The sequence below is a fragment of the Streptomyces sp. NPDC050263 genome (genome assembly GCF_040655955.1).
In the GTDB taxonomy this organism is placed as follows: domain Bacteria; phylum Actinomycetota; class Actinomycetes; order Streptomycetales; family Streptomycetaceae; genus Streptomyces.
Genome location: NZ_JBFAKW010000020.1, coordinates 57,228 through 71,812 on the forward strand (window position 1 = coordinate 57,228; position 14,585 = coordinate 71,812).

12 protein-coding genes and 2 pseudogenes are annotated in these 14,585 nt (G+C 71.5%); 5 read left to right on the forward strand and 9 right to left on the reverse strand.

The features are described 5' to 3' along the window. Window positions 1-14 precede the first annotated feature (14 nt). Complete coding sequence (locus AB0J04_RS12450; protein ID WP_363168322.1) at window positions 15-617, forward strand: Uma2 family endonuclease; 603 nt, start codon at window positions 15-17, stop codon at window positions 615-617. Beyond that, complete coding sequence (locus tag AB0J04_RS12455) at window positions 614-853, forward strand: hypothetical protein (RefSeq protein WP_363168323.1); 240 nt, start codon at window positions 614-616, stop codon at window positions 851-853. Before AB0J04_RS12450 ends, AB0J04_RS12455 begins: the two co-directional genes overlap by 4 nt. Before the next feature lie 37 nt (window positions 854-890). On the opposite strand, the pseudogene AB0J04_RS12460 reads toward AB0J04_RS12455, so the two are convergent. The 7 genes and pseudogenes from AB0J04_RS12460 to AB0J04_RS12490 all read right to left on the reverse strand — a co-directional run. Then, window positions 891-1,382: pseudogene (locus AB0J04_RS12460) on the reverse strand (DUF3291 domain-containing protein); the annotation flags it as partial. 153 nt (window positions 1,383-1,535) lie between these two features. Continuing rightward, entirely contained in the window at window positions 1,536-2,993 is a 1,458-nt protein-coding gene (locus AB0J04_RS12465; RefSeq protein ID WP_363168324.1) for a penicillin-binding protein 2, read from the reverse strand. Then, a complete protein-coding gene (locus tag AB0J04_RS12470; protein ID WP_363168325.1) occupies window positions 2,990-4,438 on the reverse strand; it encodes an FtsW/RodA/SpoVE family cell cycle protein in 1,449 nt (482 codons plus the stop codon). The genes AB0J04_RS12465 and AB0J04_RS12470 overlap by 4 nt, the downstream gene beginning before the upstream one ends. 53 nt (window positions 4,439-4,491) lie before the next feature. Continuing rightward, window positions 4,492-4,722 (reverse strand): annotated as a pseudogene (locus AB0J04_RS12475) (SH3 domain-containing protein); the annotation flags it as partial. A gap of 835 nt (window positions 4,723-5,557) precedes the next feature. Beyond that, window positions 5,558-6,874, reverse strand: a complete 1,317-nt coding sequence (locus AB0J04_RS12480) for an ATP-binding protein (protein WP_363168326.1) — start codon at window positions 6,872-6,874, stop codon at window positions 5,558-5,560. Then, window positions 6,871-7,593 (reverse strand): hypothetical protein, encoded by a 723-nt coding sequence (locus tag AB0J04_RS12485; RefSeq protein WP_363168356.1) that lies wholly within the window; start codon window positions 7,591-7,593, stop codon window positions 6,871-6,873. Before AB0J04_RS12485 ends, AB0J04_RS12480 begins: the two co-directional genes overlap by 4 nt. A 204-nt stretch (window positions 7,594-7,797) precedes the next feature. Continuing rightward, on the reverse strand, window positions 7,798-8,307 hold the full coding sequence (locus AB0J04_RS12490) for a dual specificity protein phosphatase family protein (RefSeq protein ID WP_363168327.1): 510 nt from the start codon (window positions 8,305-8,307) through the stop codon (window positions 7,798-7,800). 113 nt (window positions 8,308-8,420) lie between these two features. On the opposite strand from AB0J04_RS12490, the gene AB0J04_RS12495 reads away from it, so the two are divergent. After that, entirely contained in the window at window positions 8,421-9,224 is an 804-nt protein-coding gene (locus AB0J04_RS12495; protein ID WP_363168328.1) for a nuclease-related domain-containing protein, read from the forward strand. A gap of 160 nt (window positions 9,225-9,384) precedes the next feature. Here the strand turns inward: AB0J04_RS12495 and ligD are convergent, their stop codons facing one another. Further along, a complete protein-coding gene (ligD, locus tag AB0J04_RS12500; RefSeq protein ID WP_363168329.1) occupies window positions 9,385-10,266 on the reverse strand; it encodes a non-homologous end-joining DNA ligase in 882 nt (293 codons plus the stop codon). Window positions 10,267-10,349: 83 nt separating this feature from the next. Here ligD and AB0J04_RS12505 point away from each other — a divergent pair, with 83 nt between their 5' ends. Then, on the forward strand, window positions 10,350-11,456 hold the full coding sequence (locus AB0J04_RS12505; protein WP_363168330.1) for a Ku protein: 1,107 nt from the start codon (window positions 10,350-10,352) through the stop codon (window positions 11,454-11,456). A 7-nt stretch (window positions 11,457-11,463) separates the two neighbouring features. Here the strand turns inward: AB0J04_RS12505 and AB0J04_RS12510 are convergent, their stop codons facing one another. Beyond that, window positions 11,464-12,825: an acyltransferase gene (locus AB0J04_RS12510; RefSeq protein WP_363168331.1), complete on the reverse strand. Its 1,362-nt coding sequence runs from the start codon at window positions 12,823-12,825 to the stop codon at window positions 11,464-11,466. Between the two features lie 224 nt (window positions 12,826-13,049). On the opposite strand from AB0J04_RS12510, the gene AB0J04_RS12515 reads away from it, so the two are divergent. Further along, window positions 13,050-14,255 (forward strand): MFS transporter, encoded by a 1,206-nt coding sequence (locus AB0J04_RS12515; protein WP_363168332.1) that lies wholly within the window; start codon window positions 13,050-13,052, stop codon window positions 14,253-14,255. Window positions 14,256-14,585: the final 330 nt, after the last annotated feature.

Below are 14,585 nucleotides of genomic sequence, written 5' to 3' on the forward strand. Positions count from 1 at the left end.
GCATGGGAGTAATCATGAGCGCCGCACGCGAGTACGGGCTGGATGAGGACTACGAGTGGCCCCGCCCGCCGGAGGGCGGTTGGGCGGCGGAGGACCTGGACCGGCTCCCTAACCTGCCTCCGCACACGGAGCTGATCGACGGGAGTCTGGTTCTTGTGAGTCCGCAGACGTTCTTTCACACGCGAACCATGCGTCTGTTGGAGCACGCCTTGCTGGTCCAGGTCCCCGACGATCTGGACGTCATCCGCGAGGTGACCATCAAGTTGGACAAGCGCAACCGGCCGGAACCGGATGTTCTGGTGTTCCGCTCGGAGGCTGACACCGGACCCCGGCAGACCTGGCTCGAGCCCAGGGACGTCGTCCTTGCAATCGAGGTTGTCTCGGACGACTCGGTGGACCGTGACCGGGAGGTCAAGCCGCGGAAATATGCCACGGCCGGCGTCCCCCACTACTGGCGAGTCGAGGAGAACGACGGCCTACCGGTCGTCTACGTCTACGAACGCGACCCGGCCACCAACACCTACGTCCCGACCGGGATCTACCACGATCAGCTCAACGTGGCCGTTCCCTTCCTGATCGAGATCGACCTCACCGACATCAACCGCCGTCACCGGTGACCGCAGACCAGCCCCCACAGCCGCCCTCCGCGTCCGCAACGCCGGCGCGGAGTCGCTGGGGCTCGTCCGGCGAGATCCTCGAGGTCGAGCACGCGCCGGGCACGGTGACGATCAACTCCGAGGTGTCCGCCTACGTCGGGGACACGGACGGCGACGAGATCGAGTGTGGCCGCAACAGACCGCAACGCGCCGAGTCGACCGGCCCGGCCGCACTCTTCCGGCTGAGGCTCCCCTAGCTCCCCCAGCTCCTCAGCTCCTCACGTCCTCGGATCCTCAGACCGAGCAGCCCAGGTCCTCCGGGATCGTCAGGGCGACCGGTTCCGCGCCCTGCGGCGGGAACGAGGTGCGCAGGGTGAACGCGTACGGCGTCGGGCCGTTGGTGCGCAGATGGAGCAGGCGGGACTCGGCCTCCGCGACCGTCGGGCGGTGACCGGCCGGTACCCACCACAGGGTCGTCATCGACTCCGCGACCCGCTCGAAGAACTCCCGTCGGCGGGACATGATCTCGCGGTGTCCGCCCTGGTACATGTACGCGGTCAGGGCGTTCGCGTCCCGCCACACCGACATGTTGACGATCAGCCAGTCGTCGCCGAAGAAGCTGATGTCCGTCGCGTTGCCCTCCTCGGACTGCAGCCGCCACACGAACCCGTCCGCCGCGTCGGCGTCGGCGTTGACCGGATCGAGGGCGTCCACGAAGGGCTTCAACTCGGGGGAGTCCAAAGGGAACCTGAGGCGCGAGATATTGACCTGGGCGAGCTCGAAAGCGGCTTCAGGAGCAGAGCCGGGAACAGAGTAGGAAACAGAGTCGGGAGCAGATGCAGAGGCGGTCTCAGAGGCGGCTTCCGGGACGATTTCGGCGCTGGCATCAGTCATGGGCGAACCGTAGAACGCTCCTGTACGGTCCCGGAAGCCCCCGTCTCACGAATTGAGCACCGCCTCCATCACCGCCCGGGCGATCGGCGCCGCCATCCCGCCCCCGGTGATGTCCCCGCGGCGCGCCGACCCGTCCTCCACCACCACCGCGACCGCGACCCTCGGCTCCATGTCCCGCTCGCCCTGCGCCCAGGAGACGAACCAGGCGTACGGCGTCCCGGCGTTGCCGATGCCGTGCTGGGCGGTGCCGGTCTTGCCGCCGACGATCGCGCCGGGGATCGCCGCGTTCGTGCCGGTGCCCTCCCGCACCACGCCCTCCATCAGCTCACGCAGCCGCCGCGCCGTCGAGGGGTACATCGCCTGGCGGACGGTACGGGAACCGGCCGTGGCCACCGTCGCCCCGCCCTTCCGCGTCGTCCGCTCCACCAGATACGGCGAGCGCACCAACCCCCCGTTGGCGACGGCCGCCGACACCATCGCCATCTGGAGCGGGGTCGCCCGGGTGTTGTACTGGCCGATGGAGGACAGCGCCAACTGCGCCTTGTCGAGCGAGGTGTCGAAGGTGCTCGGCGCGACGGCGAACGGGATCCGCACGTCCACGTCGTTGAAGCCGAACGCCTGCGCCGTCCGCGTCATGTGAGCCAGCCCCGTGTCCACACCGAGCTTCGCGAACACCGTGTTGCACGACCACTGGAAGGCCTCCCGCAGCGGAGCGTCCTCGCAGCCGTCGCCCTCGTTGGTCAGGCGCGTCGTCGTGCCGGGCAGCCGGTAGGGGGCGGGGGAGCGGGTCGCCGCGTCGAGGTCCGTGATCACCCCCGCGTCCAGCGCCGCCGCCGCGGTGACCACCTTGAACGTCGACCCGGGCGGATATGTCTGCCGCACCGCCCGGTTCAGCATCGGCTTGTCCGGATCGCCGTTGAGCCGCGCCCAGGCCCGCTCCGCCCCCGCGTCGTTCCCGGACAGCACGGCCGGGTCGTACGACGGACTGGACACCAGCGCCAGCACCCGCCCCGTCGCCGGCTCCACCGCCGCCACCGCGCCCTTGCGCCCGCCCAGCCCCTCGTACGCGGCCCACTGGGCATGCCGGTTCAGGGTCGTCACCACGTTGCCGCCGGGCGGCCGGCCGTGCGTGACGTCGTTCCACAGCGGGAACGGCGCGAGCAGCGGATCCGACCCGGAGAGCACCTCGTCCCCGGCGTGCTCCAGGAACGTCGTCCCGTAGACCTGCGAGGCGAAGCCGGTCACCGGCGCGTACAGCGGCCCGTCGAGGTACGTGCGCTCGTAGCGCAGTTGCTCCCCGGTGTCCCGGGACCCGGTGACCGGCTCGTCGTCGACCAGGATGTCGCCGCGCGGCTGGGCGTAACGGGCGATGGAGTCACGCCGGTTGGCCGGATTGCCGTCGTAGCTCCCGGACCGGACGACCTGGACGCGCGCGGCGTTGACCAGCAGCGCGACCAGCAGCAGGGCGCAGAACGCGGCGGCATGCCGGATGTGCCGGGTCACGCGGGCCTCCGGGGGCGTTGGTCGAGGGGATCACCGGGAGGATCGTCGAATGATTCCGTGTGCGGCCGTCTCGCCGAATCGCTCACCCGGATCAGCAGCGCCACGATCGCCCAGTTGGTGACGACCGACGAGCCGCCCTGCGCCAGGAACGGCATCGCCATGCCGGTCAGCGGGATCAGGCCGGTCACCCCGCCCGCGATCACGAACACCTGGAGCGCCACGATCGAGGCGAGGCCGGTCGCCAGCAGCCGTCCGAAGGGATCCCGCAGGGACAGGCCCACCCGGTAGCCGCGCTCCACGAGCAGGCCGTAGAGGAGGAAGAGCGCCGACAGCCCCGCCAGGCCCAGTTCCTCGCCCGCCGTCGCCAGGATGAAGTCCGACTTCGCGGCGAAGCCGATGAGGATGGAGTGGCCGAGCCCCAGCCCGGTGCCGAACACCCCGCCCGCCGCGAAGGAGAACAGCGACTGCGCGAGCTGGTTGGGCCCCTGGCCGGCCTCGATCGACGCGAACGGGTGCAGCCAGTCCTCGACCCTGCTGTGCACATGCGGCTCCAGACGGCCGACGGCGACCGCGCCGAGCGAGGCGAGCAGCAGACCGACGGCGATCCAGCCCGTGCGGCCGGTCGCGACGTAGAGCATGACCACGAACAGTCCGAAGAAGAGCAGCGACGTGCCGAGGTCCCGCTCCAGGACCAGCACGCCGACGCTCAGCAGCCAGATCGCGACGATCGGGCCGAGGACGCGTCCGGTGGGCAGTTGCATACGTGAGAAGCGCCAGATCCGGCGGCCCGAGTACGCCAGAGCCGTGCGGTTGGCGGCCAGGTACGCGGCGAAGAACACCGCGAGCAGCACCTTCGCGAACTCGCCCGGCTGGATGGAGAAACCGGCGATGCGGATCCAGATCCGGGCCCCGTTCACGGCCGGGAACAGGATCGGGAGGGTGAGCAGAGCGAGCGCGGCGACCACGCACACGTACGCGTACCGCTGGAGCACGCGGTGGTCGCGCAGCGCGGCGACGACCACGATGAACAGGGCCACCCCGACCGTCGACCACATCAGTTGCGTGGGCGCGGCCCGGTCGCCCGGCGTCTCCAGGTCCAGCCGGTAGATCAGCACCAGGCCGATCCCGTTCAGCAGCACGGCGATGGGCAGGAGGAGCGGATCGGCGCAGGGCGCGCGCAGCCGCACCACGAGATGCGCCAGCAGCGCGAGCACGCCGAGCCCGGCGCCGTAACCGGCGGCGCCGGGCGGGACGGTGCCGTCCTTCGCGAGGCCGACCGCGCAGTACCCGTACACGGAGAGCAGGACGGCCAGGACGATGAGGGCGAGTTCGACGCCACGGCGCCGGGGGAGGCGTACCGCGGGGGCGGGCGCGTCGGCCGCCGTGACGGTGGTCCCGGTTCCGGGTCCGGTTCCGGGGTCTGCGCCGGCTCCCACTTTCGTCATGCCCGGAACTTACCTAAATGTGGCCCCTTGTGGGCCTTGGAAGTGTTTGCGTGTCAGCACCAGCGCGGCGCCGCGCCGATGGCGTCGATGTAGCGCGCCGCGCCCCAGGCCCAGGTGCCGTCCGTGAGGAGGTACCAGAGGGAGTTGCCCTGGACGTTCTGACCGGAGGTCTTGCAGAAGATCGAGACGATCTCGCCGCGGTAGGCGACGCGGATCACCTCGCCGGCGCGGGTCGGCCTGCTGCGCAGCAGCAACTCGTCCGCGGTCACGCGCCCGCGGTAGCGAGGGGAGTCGTTCTGGTCGTCGGGACGGCCTCCGCCGTCGGACTGCCAGTCGTCACCACCGCCACCGGACTGCCAGTCGCTGTCGCCCCCCGACTCCCAGTCGCCGTCACCTCCCGGCTCCCAGTCGCCGTCACCGCCCGACTCCCAGTCGCCGCCCCCGTCCCCGCCGCCGGACTGCCAGTCGTTCCCGCCCCCGGACTGCCAACTCCCGGTCTGCCCGGTCTGGCCACTCTGATTGCCTTGGCCGTTCGGGTTGGCCTGGCCGGTCTGTGTGCCTTGGCCGTTCGGGTTGGCCTGGCCGGTCTGTGTTCCCTGGCCGGCCTGGTTGCCCTGCCCGGTCTGACCGGTCTGCGTGCCCTGACCGGTCTGCGTGCCCTGACCCGTCTGTGTGCCTTGGCCCGTCTGCGTGCCTTGGTCGGCCTGGCCGGTCTGGCCGTTGGGGTTGGCCTGGCCGGTCTGTGTGCCTTGGCCGTTCGGCTTGCTCTGCCCGGTCTGTGTGCCTTGACCGTTCGGCTTGCTCTGCCCGGCCTGGTTGGCCTGGCCGGTCTGTGTGCTCTGGGCGTTTTGGTTGCCCTGGCCGCTGCCGTCGCCTCCCTGGCTCTGCCAGTTGTACGAGCCGCTCTGCTGGGCGGTGGTGCCGCTGCCGGTGCCACCGTTCCCGTCGTCGGCGAGGGCCGGGGCGACGGCTGCGGTGGCAACGAGGGCGCCGGCTGCGGTGACTATGGCGAGGCGGGTGAGAGGGGAGCGCAGGGACGTGGTGGACATGGCGGTACCTCCATGAAGGGGGCGAAGCTGACTAATCGCCATATTAGGAGGGGTTCGTGCGTGTCGCCCGTCACGCTGCGCCATCGGGGAGGGCGCTCGTGGCAGGAGGCGTCTGAGGGAGCGTCAGCGTGGCCACCGCACCGCCGTCCGGCGCGTTCGTGAACGTCAGCCGCGCGCCCAGCACCTCCGCCTGGCCGACCGCGATCGTCAGCCCCAGCCCGTGCCCCTTCGCCCCGCCCTCGGTGCGGAACCGCTGCGGCCCGTGCGTGACGAGGTACTCCGGATAGCCGTCCCCGTGGTCCCGCACGGTGACCACGGGACCGTCCACCGTCAGCTCGACGGGCGACCGCCCGTGCCGGTGCGCGTTGGCGAGCAGGTTCCCCAGCACCCGTTCGAGGCGCCGCCGATCGGTCTCCACGCGCGCGTCCCGGGCGACCCTGACCTCGGCGCCGGTCGTCACGCAGGCCCCCGCTGCGCCTGACGCCCCGGATGCCTCCGCCGTCCGTACCACGCGCACCGCCAGCGCGCCCAGTTCCTCGGCGTCCAGCTCCAGCCGCTCGCGCCCGGTGTCCAGCCGGGAGATCTCCAGCAGGTCCTCGGTGAGCGTGCGCAGCGCCGCCACCCGGTCGCGCACCAGCTCCGTCGGCCGTCCCGGCGGCAGCAGTTCGGCCGCCGCGTGCAGCCCGGTCAGCGGCGTGCGCAGCTCGTGCGCCACATCGGCGGTGAACCGCTGCTCGCTGAGCAGCTTGCCCTGCAGCGAGGACGCCATGGAGTCGAGCGCGACGGCGACGGCGCCCACCTCGTCCTGAGGCCGGCCCCAATCCTTCGCGCGGGGGTCGTCCACGCGCGCGTCCAGATCGCCGGCGGTGATCCGCCGGGCCACCTGCGCGGTGGCGTGCAGCCGACGGGTCACCCGGGTCACCGCGAGGGCGCCGACCAGCAGTGTCGCCCCGATCGCCAGCGCCGACGACCACAGGATCGCGGTGTCGAGCGCCTCGATGGTGCGGGCGCTCTGCGAGTAGTCGACGGCGACCGCGAGAGCCCGCTCACCGTCGGCGGGGCCCGCCGCCCACATCGTCGGCCGCCCCCGGTGGTCGGCGACCATCGTGCCGCGCTCCCCGGCCACCGCCAGCGTTCGCAGCGACTTGGGCAGCCCCGCCGGATCGACGCTCGCGCCCCGCTCGAGCGTATCGCCCGCCTCGAACGCCGTCGTCGCGTCCGTCAGCCGGGACAGCGCGAGGTCGCGGGCCTCGCCGACGGTCTGGTTGGTCACCGACACATGCACGAGGACGCCGAGCAGGGCGGCCAGCGCGCAGCACATCACGGTGATGAAGGCGGCGGCCTTCGCGGCGAGCGTGCCGGCCCACGAGGGAAGCGCGAGCCTCATCGGCCGCTCGCCGAGGAGGACGGAACCGCGGGGCCGGACGGCGGGCCGGACGCCGTCGCGGACACCGAAGCGGACGGGTGCGAGGAGTCCTTCCGGCCGCTGCCGGTGCGCAGCATCTCGTCATGGGTGAGCAGCATGGCGTGCTGCTGCTGATCCCACGTCCACTGGAGCCGGTACTCGTAGCCGGCGACCTCCGACGGGGCGCGGATGATCACGGACCGCCCGGCCAGCTCGACCCCGCTCACGGCGTCCTCGTAGGACATGACCTGCACGAGCCTGTCGCCGCGGACGGTGTAGACGCGGACGGCGGTCAGATTGCCGGGCAACTGCCGGAAGCCCAGCGTCATGTCCTCCCGGCCGTCACCGGTGAGGTCGCGGTAGTACGCCTTGAGGACGGGACACCGGGTCCCTGCCGTGCCGCTCTTGCCGCAGTCGGCCATCCGGCGGGCGGTCTCGTCGTAGGCGCCCGCGCTGTAGTCGCCGGGGTCGGCGGCGATCTCCGCGCGCACGACCGCGACCGGGTCCGCCTTGCGGATGTCGCCGCCCGGCACGGTGACGCCCTTGACGACCTTGGTGTCCACCTCGCCGATGTCGAAGGCGGGACTCGCGGCGGGGGTGAGATCCGGCCAGAGCCGGTCCGGGCTGATCGCGGTCGGCGTCGAGCCCGCGCCCTCCAGTTCCCCGGCGTCCCCGCAGCCCACCGAGACCGAGGCCAGCAGAACGAAGCCGACGACGGCGAACGCGGAACGGGCGAACGCGGAACGGGCGAACGCGGAGCGGGCGACGCGCGTGGAGAGGGCGGAACGGCTGGGACGACTGCGGAACACGGGACTCCTGTGACTCCTCTGCGGCGACGACGATGCCGGGCCCGTACACCATATTCGTAGGGAAGTCCGTTTTACGTACCGGCTGCGACGAAACGATTACTCGGCCAGTTCCTCCAGCAGTCTGGCCGTCGGCAGCCCCGCCCGCAGGTACTCCACGAACAACTCGTTGTGCAGGGCCCACGGCGAGCGCCGTGACCGTATCAGCCGGATCGCCTCTTCGGCCGAATGCCCGCGGCGCACCAGCGCATGGGCGACGACCAGCCCCGACCGGTTGTAACCGCTGTAGCAACGCACGAGAACCACCCGCCCCTCGTCCATCGCGTCGGCCGCGGCCTGCGCCAGCCGGATCACCCCGGCGAGCTGCGTCCCGTCCAGCGGCCCGTCCGGGATCGGCCACACATGATGTTCCACGCCGGTATCGGGCCCGTGCCCCTGCCGGGCCCGGGTCAGCGTCTGGACGACGTCGAACTCACCCCGGACCACGGCGAGCTCCAATGCCCCGGACGGCCCCCGGAACTCGTGCCCGCCCATCCACAGACCGGGCACGATCTCACTCCACGGACGCTCCGGAGCCGGTACGTCGGGTTGCTTCCTGCGGGTCCGCAACGGCGCCTCCCCAAACGCGCTGCCTAGGGCCTGCCCAACTCCTCCCGAAGGTAACCGCCTTCTTGCCCCGGGAGCACCCCTCCTGTTCCCTTGGGTCAAGGGGTGATTGCCGCATGAACGGACTGCGCGTCATACCGACCTGGCGACACGGCCAGGAGCGGCTCTACGTCTGCCTCGCCGACGGCAGGAACATCGCCTGGTACGACCGTGAGGCGGCCAGGGTGAACCTCATCGGGGACGACCGCAGAGAGGACGTCCTCGAAGCCCTCGGCCCCTTCATCACCGGCCCGGTCACGGTCGGCCCGCCCCCGGTCCCCACACCCGCGGAGCTGGCCCGCCTCTCCCTCCACCCGGACGACGACCTGGCCCCCAACCGCCCCGGCGAGGCGCTCGTCGTCGACCTGGACCGCGACCCGGGCCCCGCCCGCCGCCTCAGGACCGACCCGCGCCGCCGGGCCCTGGCGGCGGAACAGACGATCGGCGAGGCCCTGGACCGCCTGGACGGCGCCGGCTGGCGCACGCTGCACTCGCTGCCCCTCCCGGGCGGAGACCGCGTCCACCACCTGGCGATCGGCCCGTCCGGCCTCTTCGCGATCCACACGCTGCCCGCCCGCAAGCAGCGGGTCCGCATCGCCGACCCCATGGTCACCCTGGGCCGCCGCGACCCGGAACCCCTCCTGCGCAGGGTCCGCGCAGCCGCCGACCGGGCCTCCTACGCCCTGACGGCCGAGGTCCACCCGGTCCTGGCCCTGGTGGCCCCGACGGACGTCTCCTTCAAGACCCCGCCCCGAAACGTCCGCATCCTCACCGACACCACCCTCACCGACCTGACCCACCCGGGAGCCGTGCTCAAGCCGGCAGACGTAGAGGCACTGCACGCCATGGCAAGAGACCGGCAAACGTGGTCAAGGGTGTGAGGCGCCTGTCTCTCAGTTCTTCCAGCCCGTCTGGGGGTACCCCCTCTGGGGGAGTTCTAAGGACGAGGCCGTCCAGGCCGAACGGGGGTCCGGGGGCGCAGCCCCCAGGGACGGGAAGGGAAGGGGCGGCGGGGGCGAGAAGACCCTGCGCCCGCACCCCTCACGGCACACCCCCCGCCCGCCCCACCTCCCACAACGGCGCAAGCAGATCCCCCCGCTCCCGAACCCGCGCAGCGACGTCCGAGGCCAGAAAAGTCAACGCCTCCACCTCCCCGCACCCCTCGACCTCCTCCCACCCCACCGGCGCCGACACACTCGGCGCCGCCCGCGCCCGCAGCGTGTACGGAGTGGCCGTCGTCTTGCGTGCCGCGTTCTGGCTCCAGTCCACGAACACCTTCCCCGGCCGCAGACTCCGCGTCATCCGGTGCACGACCAGCCGCGGCAGGGCCCGCTCCGCCTCCACGGCCAGCCGCTTGGCGTACTCCGTGACCCGTTCGGACGACGCCCCCCGCACCGCCGCCAACAGATGCAGCCCCTTCGCCCCCGAGGTCTTCGCGTACGCCTCGATCCCGTCCGCCGCCATCCGCTCACGGAGCCACACCGCGACCTCGCAGCACTCGACGACGGTGGCGGGCGCCCCGGGGTCGAGGTCGAAGACGAGCCGGTCGGCGACCTCGGGGTCCTGAATCACCCACTGGGGCGTATGGAACTCGGTGACGAGGTTCGCCGCCCACACCAGACTCGCCAGATCCTGCACCAGCACCATCCGGGCCGGCCCCTCCGACCGCGGCACCTCGGCGGTGGTGACCCAGTCGGGCGTCCCCGGCGGCACGTTCTTGGCGAAGAAGACCTGCCCGTCGGGCCCGTCCGGGTAGCGCAGCCAGGACAGCGGCCGGTCGCGCAGATGGGGGAGCAGGACGTCGGCGACGGTCGCGTAGTAGTGCAGCACCTCGCCCTTGGTGAAGCCGGTCGCCGGATACAGCACCTTCTCCAGGTTGCTGAGCGCGACCCGTCTGCCCTCCACCTCGGTGATCGGCGTCATAAGATGAGAATCACACAAATCATTGGAAAACATCTGAAACGATCTGAAACCGTCCAATAAAGGCAACCCGGAGGGCGCTGCACGTGAGATCCATCTGGAACGGCGCCATCTCCTTCGGTTTGGTCAGCATCCCGATCAAGCTGGTGAACGCCACCGAGAGCCACTCGATCTCCTTCCGCCAGATCCACACGGAGGACGGCGGCCGCATCCGCTACCGCAAGGTCTGCGAGCTGGAGGAGCGCGAGGTGAGCTCCGCGGAGATCGGCAAGGGGTACGAGGACGCGGACGGCACGATCATCCCGATCACCGACGAGGACCTGGCCCAGCTGCCCATCCCGACCGCGAAGACGATCGAGATCGTGGCGTTCGTCCCGGCCGACCGCATCGACCCGCTCCAGATGGACGCCGCCTACTACCTCCAGGCGGGCGGCGCCCCGGCGGCGAAGCCGTACACGCTGCTGAGGGAGGCCCTCAAGCGCAGCAACAAGGTGGCGATCACGAAGTACGCGTTGCGCGGCCGCGAGCGCCTGGGCATGCTCCGCGTGGTCGGCGACGCGATCGCCATGCACGGCCTGCTCTGGCCGGACGAGGTCCGCGCACCGGAGGGCGTCGCCCCGGACGCCTCCGTCACCGTCCGGGACAAGGAACTCGACCTGGCGGACGCCCTGATGGACACCCTCGGCGAGGTCGACCTGGAGGACCTGCACGACGAGTACCGCGAGGCGGTCGAGGAGGTCGTCGCGGCCAAGGCGGCCGGCGAGGCGCCCCGCGAGGCCCCGGCCCCGCCGTCCAGCGGCAAGGTGCTGGACCTGATGGCGGCCCTGGAGAAGAGCGTCCGGGCGGCGAAGGAGTCGAGGGGCGAGGAACCGGAGCAGGCGGACGTCACCCGCCTACCCTCGCGCAAGTCGGCCCGCACGGCGCCCAAGCGGACGGACGGCAAGAAGTCGACGTCGACGGCGAAGAAGACGACAGCGACGAAGAGCACGGCCGGAACGAAGAGCGCGGCCGGAACGAAGACCACGGCCGCCAGGAAGACAGCCGCAAAGAAGACGACAGCAAAGAAGACGGCAGCGAACAAGACAGCGGCAAAGCGAAGCACGGCGTCGACATCGACATCGACATCCGCTTCGGCTTCGGCTTCGGGCAAGCCGACGGCGAAGAAGACAACACCCCGCAAGCGCACAGCCTGACCGCGGATCAGGCAGCCTCCTCAAGCTCCTCGCGCCCGTCCAGCCGGTCCACGCCACCACCCTTCCCGCGCAGACCCCGCCACCGGGGGAGGGCCAGAGACACCGTGCCCACCCCCAGCCCCACCGCAGGCCATACCGGGAACTCGCCGTCGTAGGCGAACCCGTGCCCGGCGAAATACGTCAACGCCGACACGCTCACACCGAGCCCGGCCCAGATCCGCCAGGACTCGGCCCCCCTCGCCTCCGGGCAGGGCCGCACCCGGATCTCCAGCGAGACCAGCCCCCGCTCCACCGGCCGCAGCACACGCAGAACCCCCACCAGAACGCCCCCCAGCACCACCAGCCACGGCACCCGCAGAGCCCACCAGGCCAGGGAGCCGTAGCCGGGTTCGGGGGCGAGCCCGGTCAGGTAGAAGGCGGCGGCCACGATGAGCACCGGCAGCATGTGCCACAGGTAGAGCGCCATGCTGCCCGCCCCCAGCACCCGCACCGCCCGTGCCACCCGGGCCCGCTCCAACGCCCGCCGCACGACCGGGGCGACCAGCAGAGCGACCCCGACCTGCGCCACGGCCCACGCCAGCATGGCCGCCGACGGCGGGTCGGTGTTGCTCAGCTCCTGCCCGGTCACCAGGATCAGACTGACGGGAAACGGTCCGGGCCCGACCAGCGCGGCGAACCCCAGCCCGCCCGCCACCGCCATGGTGACCGGCACGGCTCGCCTGCCGCTCCCCAACGACCCGTCCCGCCAGCAGAATCCGAGCTGATAGACGACACCCCACACGAGCAGGTAGTTGAGCGCCCCGACGACTTCGACGCCCCCGGAACGCGACGCGTCCGCAGCCGCGACGAGCACGCCGATGCCGAACCCGAGGACGCCCATCCCCACGGGCGCCCGCACCCCCCACCGCTCGTGAAGGGCGTACATCGCCGGAGTCAGGGCGCTGAGCAGCAGATACACCGGCAGGAACCAGAACTGCATGGCCATCGCCCACCCCACCAGCGCAAGGGTGGCGGGATCCACGCCGAGCCCGGAGCACACCCCGACGGCAAGCAGCACGAGTCCGCTGTACGCGGCCGTAGGCAGCAGCAGTCGCACTGCCCGCTGCCCCACCCACCCCGCGGCGGTGCCGCCGGCCGTCCGGGCCCGCGCCCAGGACCCGGCGGCTGCACAACCGCCGGCGAGGAAGAACAACGGCATGATCTGGAAGCCCAGGGTCAGCCACTGCGTCCAGGGCACGGTCGCGAGCAGCTCGGGCGCGTCGATCTCCCCGCCCGGCCGCCGGACCAGCCCGGTGATCAGCCAGTGGCCCAGCACCACGAGCAGGATCGCCCACGCCCGCAGGAAGTCGACGTACCGGTCACGATTCATGCCCGAATGGTTCCGTCCCTCCCAACTCCGGTACACGGAAAACCCTTTGTCGCAACCAACCCGTGCCCACCCCGACACAGTCAGCCCGCTCGCACCCCACCCCCGGCCCCCGGCCCCGGTAAAACATCTTGACGCGGCCCTGAATGTTACCGGTAACATCATTTCTCGTCGGAAGCAGCACACCGCACCCCACGCCGTAGTGGGCCGTCCGTCCTGGAGTCCGCGTGACCGACCACCCCACGGCACAGCGCGCCCCGGCCACAGCATCGCCGCCACCCACCACCGTCGGCGCCGACCCGGTCTTCACCACGCTCGCGGTAGCGGCCTCCTGCGTCGGCTTCGTACTCATCGGCGCACTCCAGGCCCTCTACGGCCCGGCGATCCCCGCCCTCCGCGAGGAGTTCGGGCTCTCACCCTCAACTGCCGGACTGGGCCTGAGCGCCCACTTCGTGGGCGGGGTGGCCGGAGTCCTCCTCTTCGACCGCCGCTACGGACGAACCGGCAACCGACGCATCCTCGCGACCTCCTACCTCCTCATGGCGACCGGAGCCGCAGGCTTCGCGCTGGCCCCGAACTGGCCCCTCGCGCTGACCGCGGCCTTCCTCGCAGGCCTCGGCTTCGGCGGCATCGACTACGGCCTCAACCAGCTCTTCGCGGTCGGCTTCGGACACCGTTCCACCGCGATGCTCAACATCCTCAACGCCCACTTCGGCATCGGCGCGATCCTGGGCCCGGCCCTGATCGCATCCGTGGGCGCGGAGCACTACCCCGCCATTTTCATCGCCTTCGCGCTGGTCAACCTGCCCCTGCTCCTCTGTCTGCGCGGAGTGCGCGACCACCCCCCGCACCTCACCACCCCCACCGAGAAGGCCACACCGGCCGACGGCGCCCTGCGCTCCGTCCTCACCGTCTTCGTCACCCTCTACGCCCTCCACGTCGCCATCGAGGCCGGCGTGGGCGGCTGGGAGCCCACGCACCTGGAGACCGTCGGCTACGGCGCGGGCACAGCGGCCACCGCGACCTCCGTCTACTGGCTGATGATGACCGTGGGCCGCTTCCTGGTAGCCCCGATCGCCCTGCGCTTCTCCGCCCAGGCCATCATCACGGTCTCCTGCGCCGGCATGACCGTCTGCCTCCTCCTGGCGGCCGTCCCGGGCCTGGCCCCCTACGCCTACGCCGGCGTAGGCCTCTTCATCGCACCGATCTTCCCCACCGGACTCCCGTGGCTCACCCGGGCGGCCCCCCGAGCCCGCCGCGCCGGCGCGCTGGTCATCGCCGCGTCCATGCTGGGCGGCGTGGCGGCGGGCCCGGCACTCGGCAAGGTCATCGAGTGGTCGGACGTCAGAGCCGTCCCCCTCCTCCTGGCCGCAGTCTCGGCAACCTGCCTGGCAGCCACCGTCTGGCTGACAAGAGCAACACGCACCACCTAGGGGGCTTCTGACGGATCTCCGCGGCGTCGCGACGCCCGGCACGCACTCTCGCCGCACCGGGCGAAAGCCCTAGTAGCTCCGCTACGAGGACTCTCGCCCGGCACACCGAGAGCACACACCGAACGCCGCTCCTTCTCCCACGGAGATCCATCAGAAGCCCCCTAGCCGGCCGAGTCGCAGACGGGGCCCCGACGCACCCGCGGCCGCCCGTCGACGGGAGTGGGTCGTGGCGGTGCGGCGCAGCCCGTCGCTCAGCTCGTCACAGCCAAGTCCCACTGTGGCAGCAGGCAGCAGTACGCCCAACACGCGACGGGCTGGCCGCACCGCCAC

Excerpts from the sequence above, each read along its gene's own strand:
- AB0J04_RS12510 (WP_363168331.1), bottom strand. The coding sequence starts at position 12,825 with ATGAATCGTGACCGGTACGTCGACTTCCTGCGGGCGTGGGCGATCCTG.
- AB0J04_RS12450 (WP_363168322.1), top strand. The coding sequence starts at position 15 with ATGAGCGCCGCACGCGAGTACGGGCTGGATGAGGACTACGAGTGGCCC.
- AB0J04_RS12470 (WP_363168325.1), bottom strand. The coding sequence starts at position 4,438 with ATGACGAAAGTGGGAGCCGGCGCAGACCCCGGAACCGGACCCGGAACC.
- AB0J04_RS12480 (WP_363168326.1), bottom strand. The coding sequence starts at position 6,874 with ATGAGGCTCGCGCTTCCCTCGTGGGCCGGCACGCTCGCCGCGAAGGCC.
- ligD (WP_363168329.1), bottom strand. The coding sequence starts at position 10,266 with ATGACGCCGATCACCGAGGTGGAGGGCAGACGGGTCGCGCTCAGCAAC.
- AB0J04_RS12495 (WP_363168328.1), top strand. The coding sequence starts at position 8,421 with ATGAACGGACTGCGCGTCATACCGACCTGGCGACACGGCCAGGAGCGG.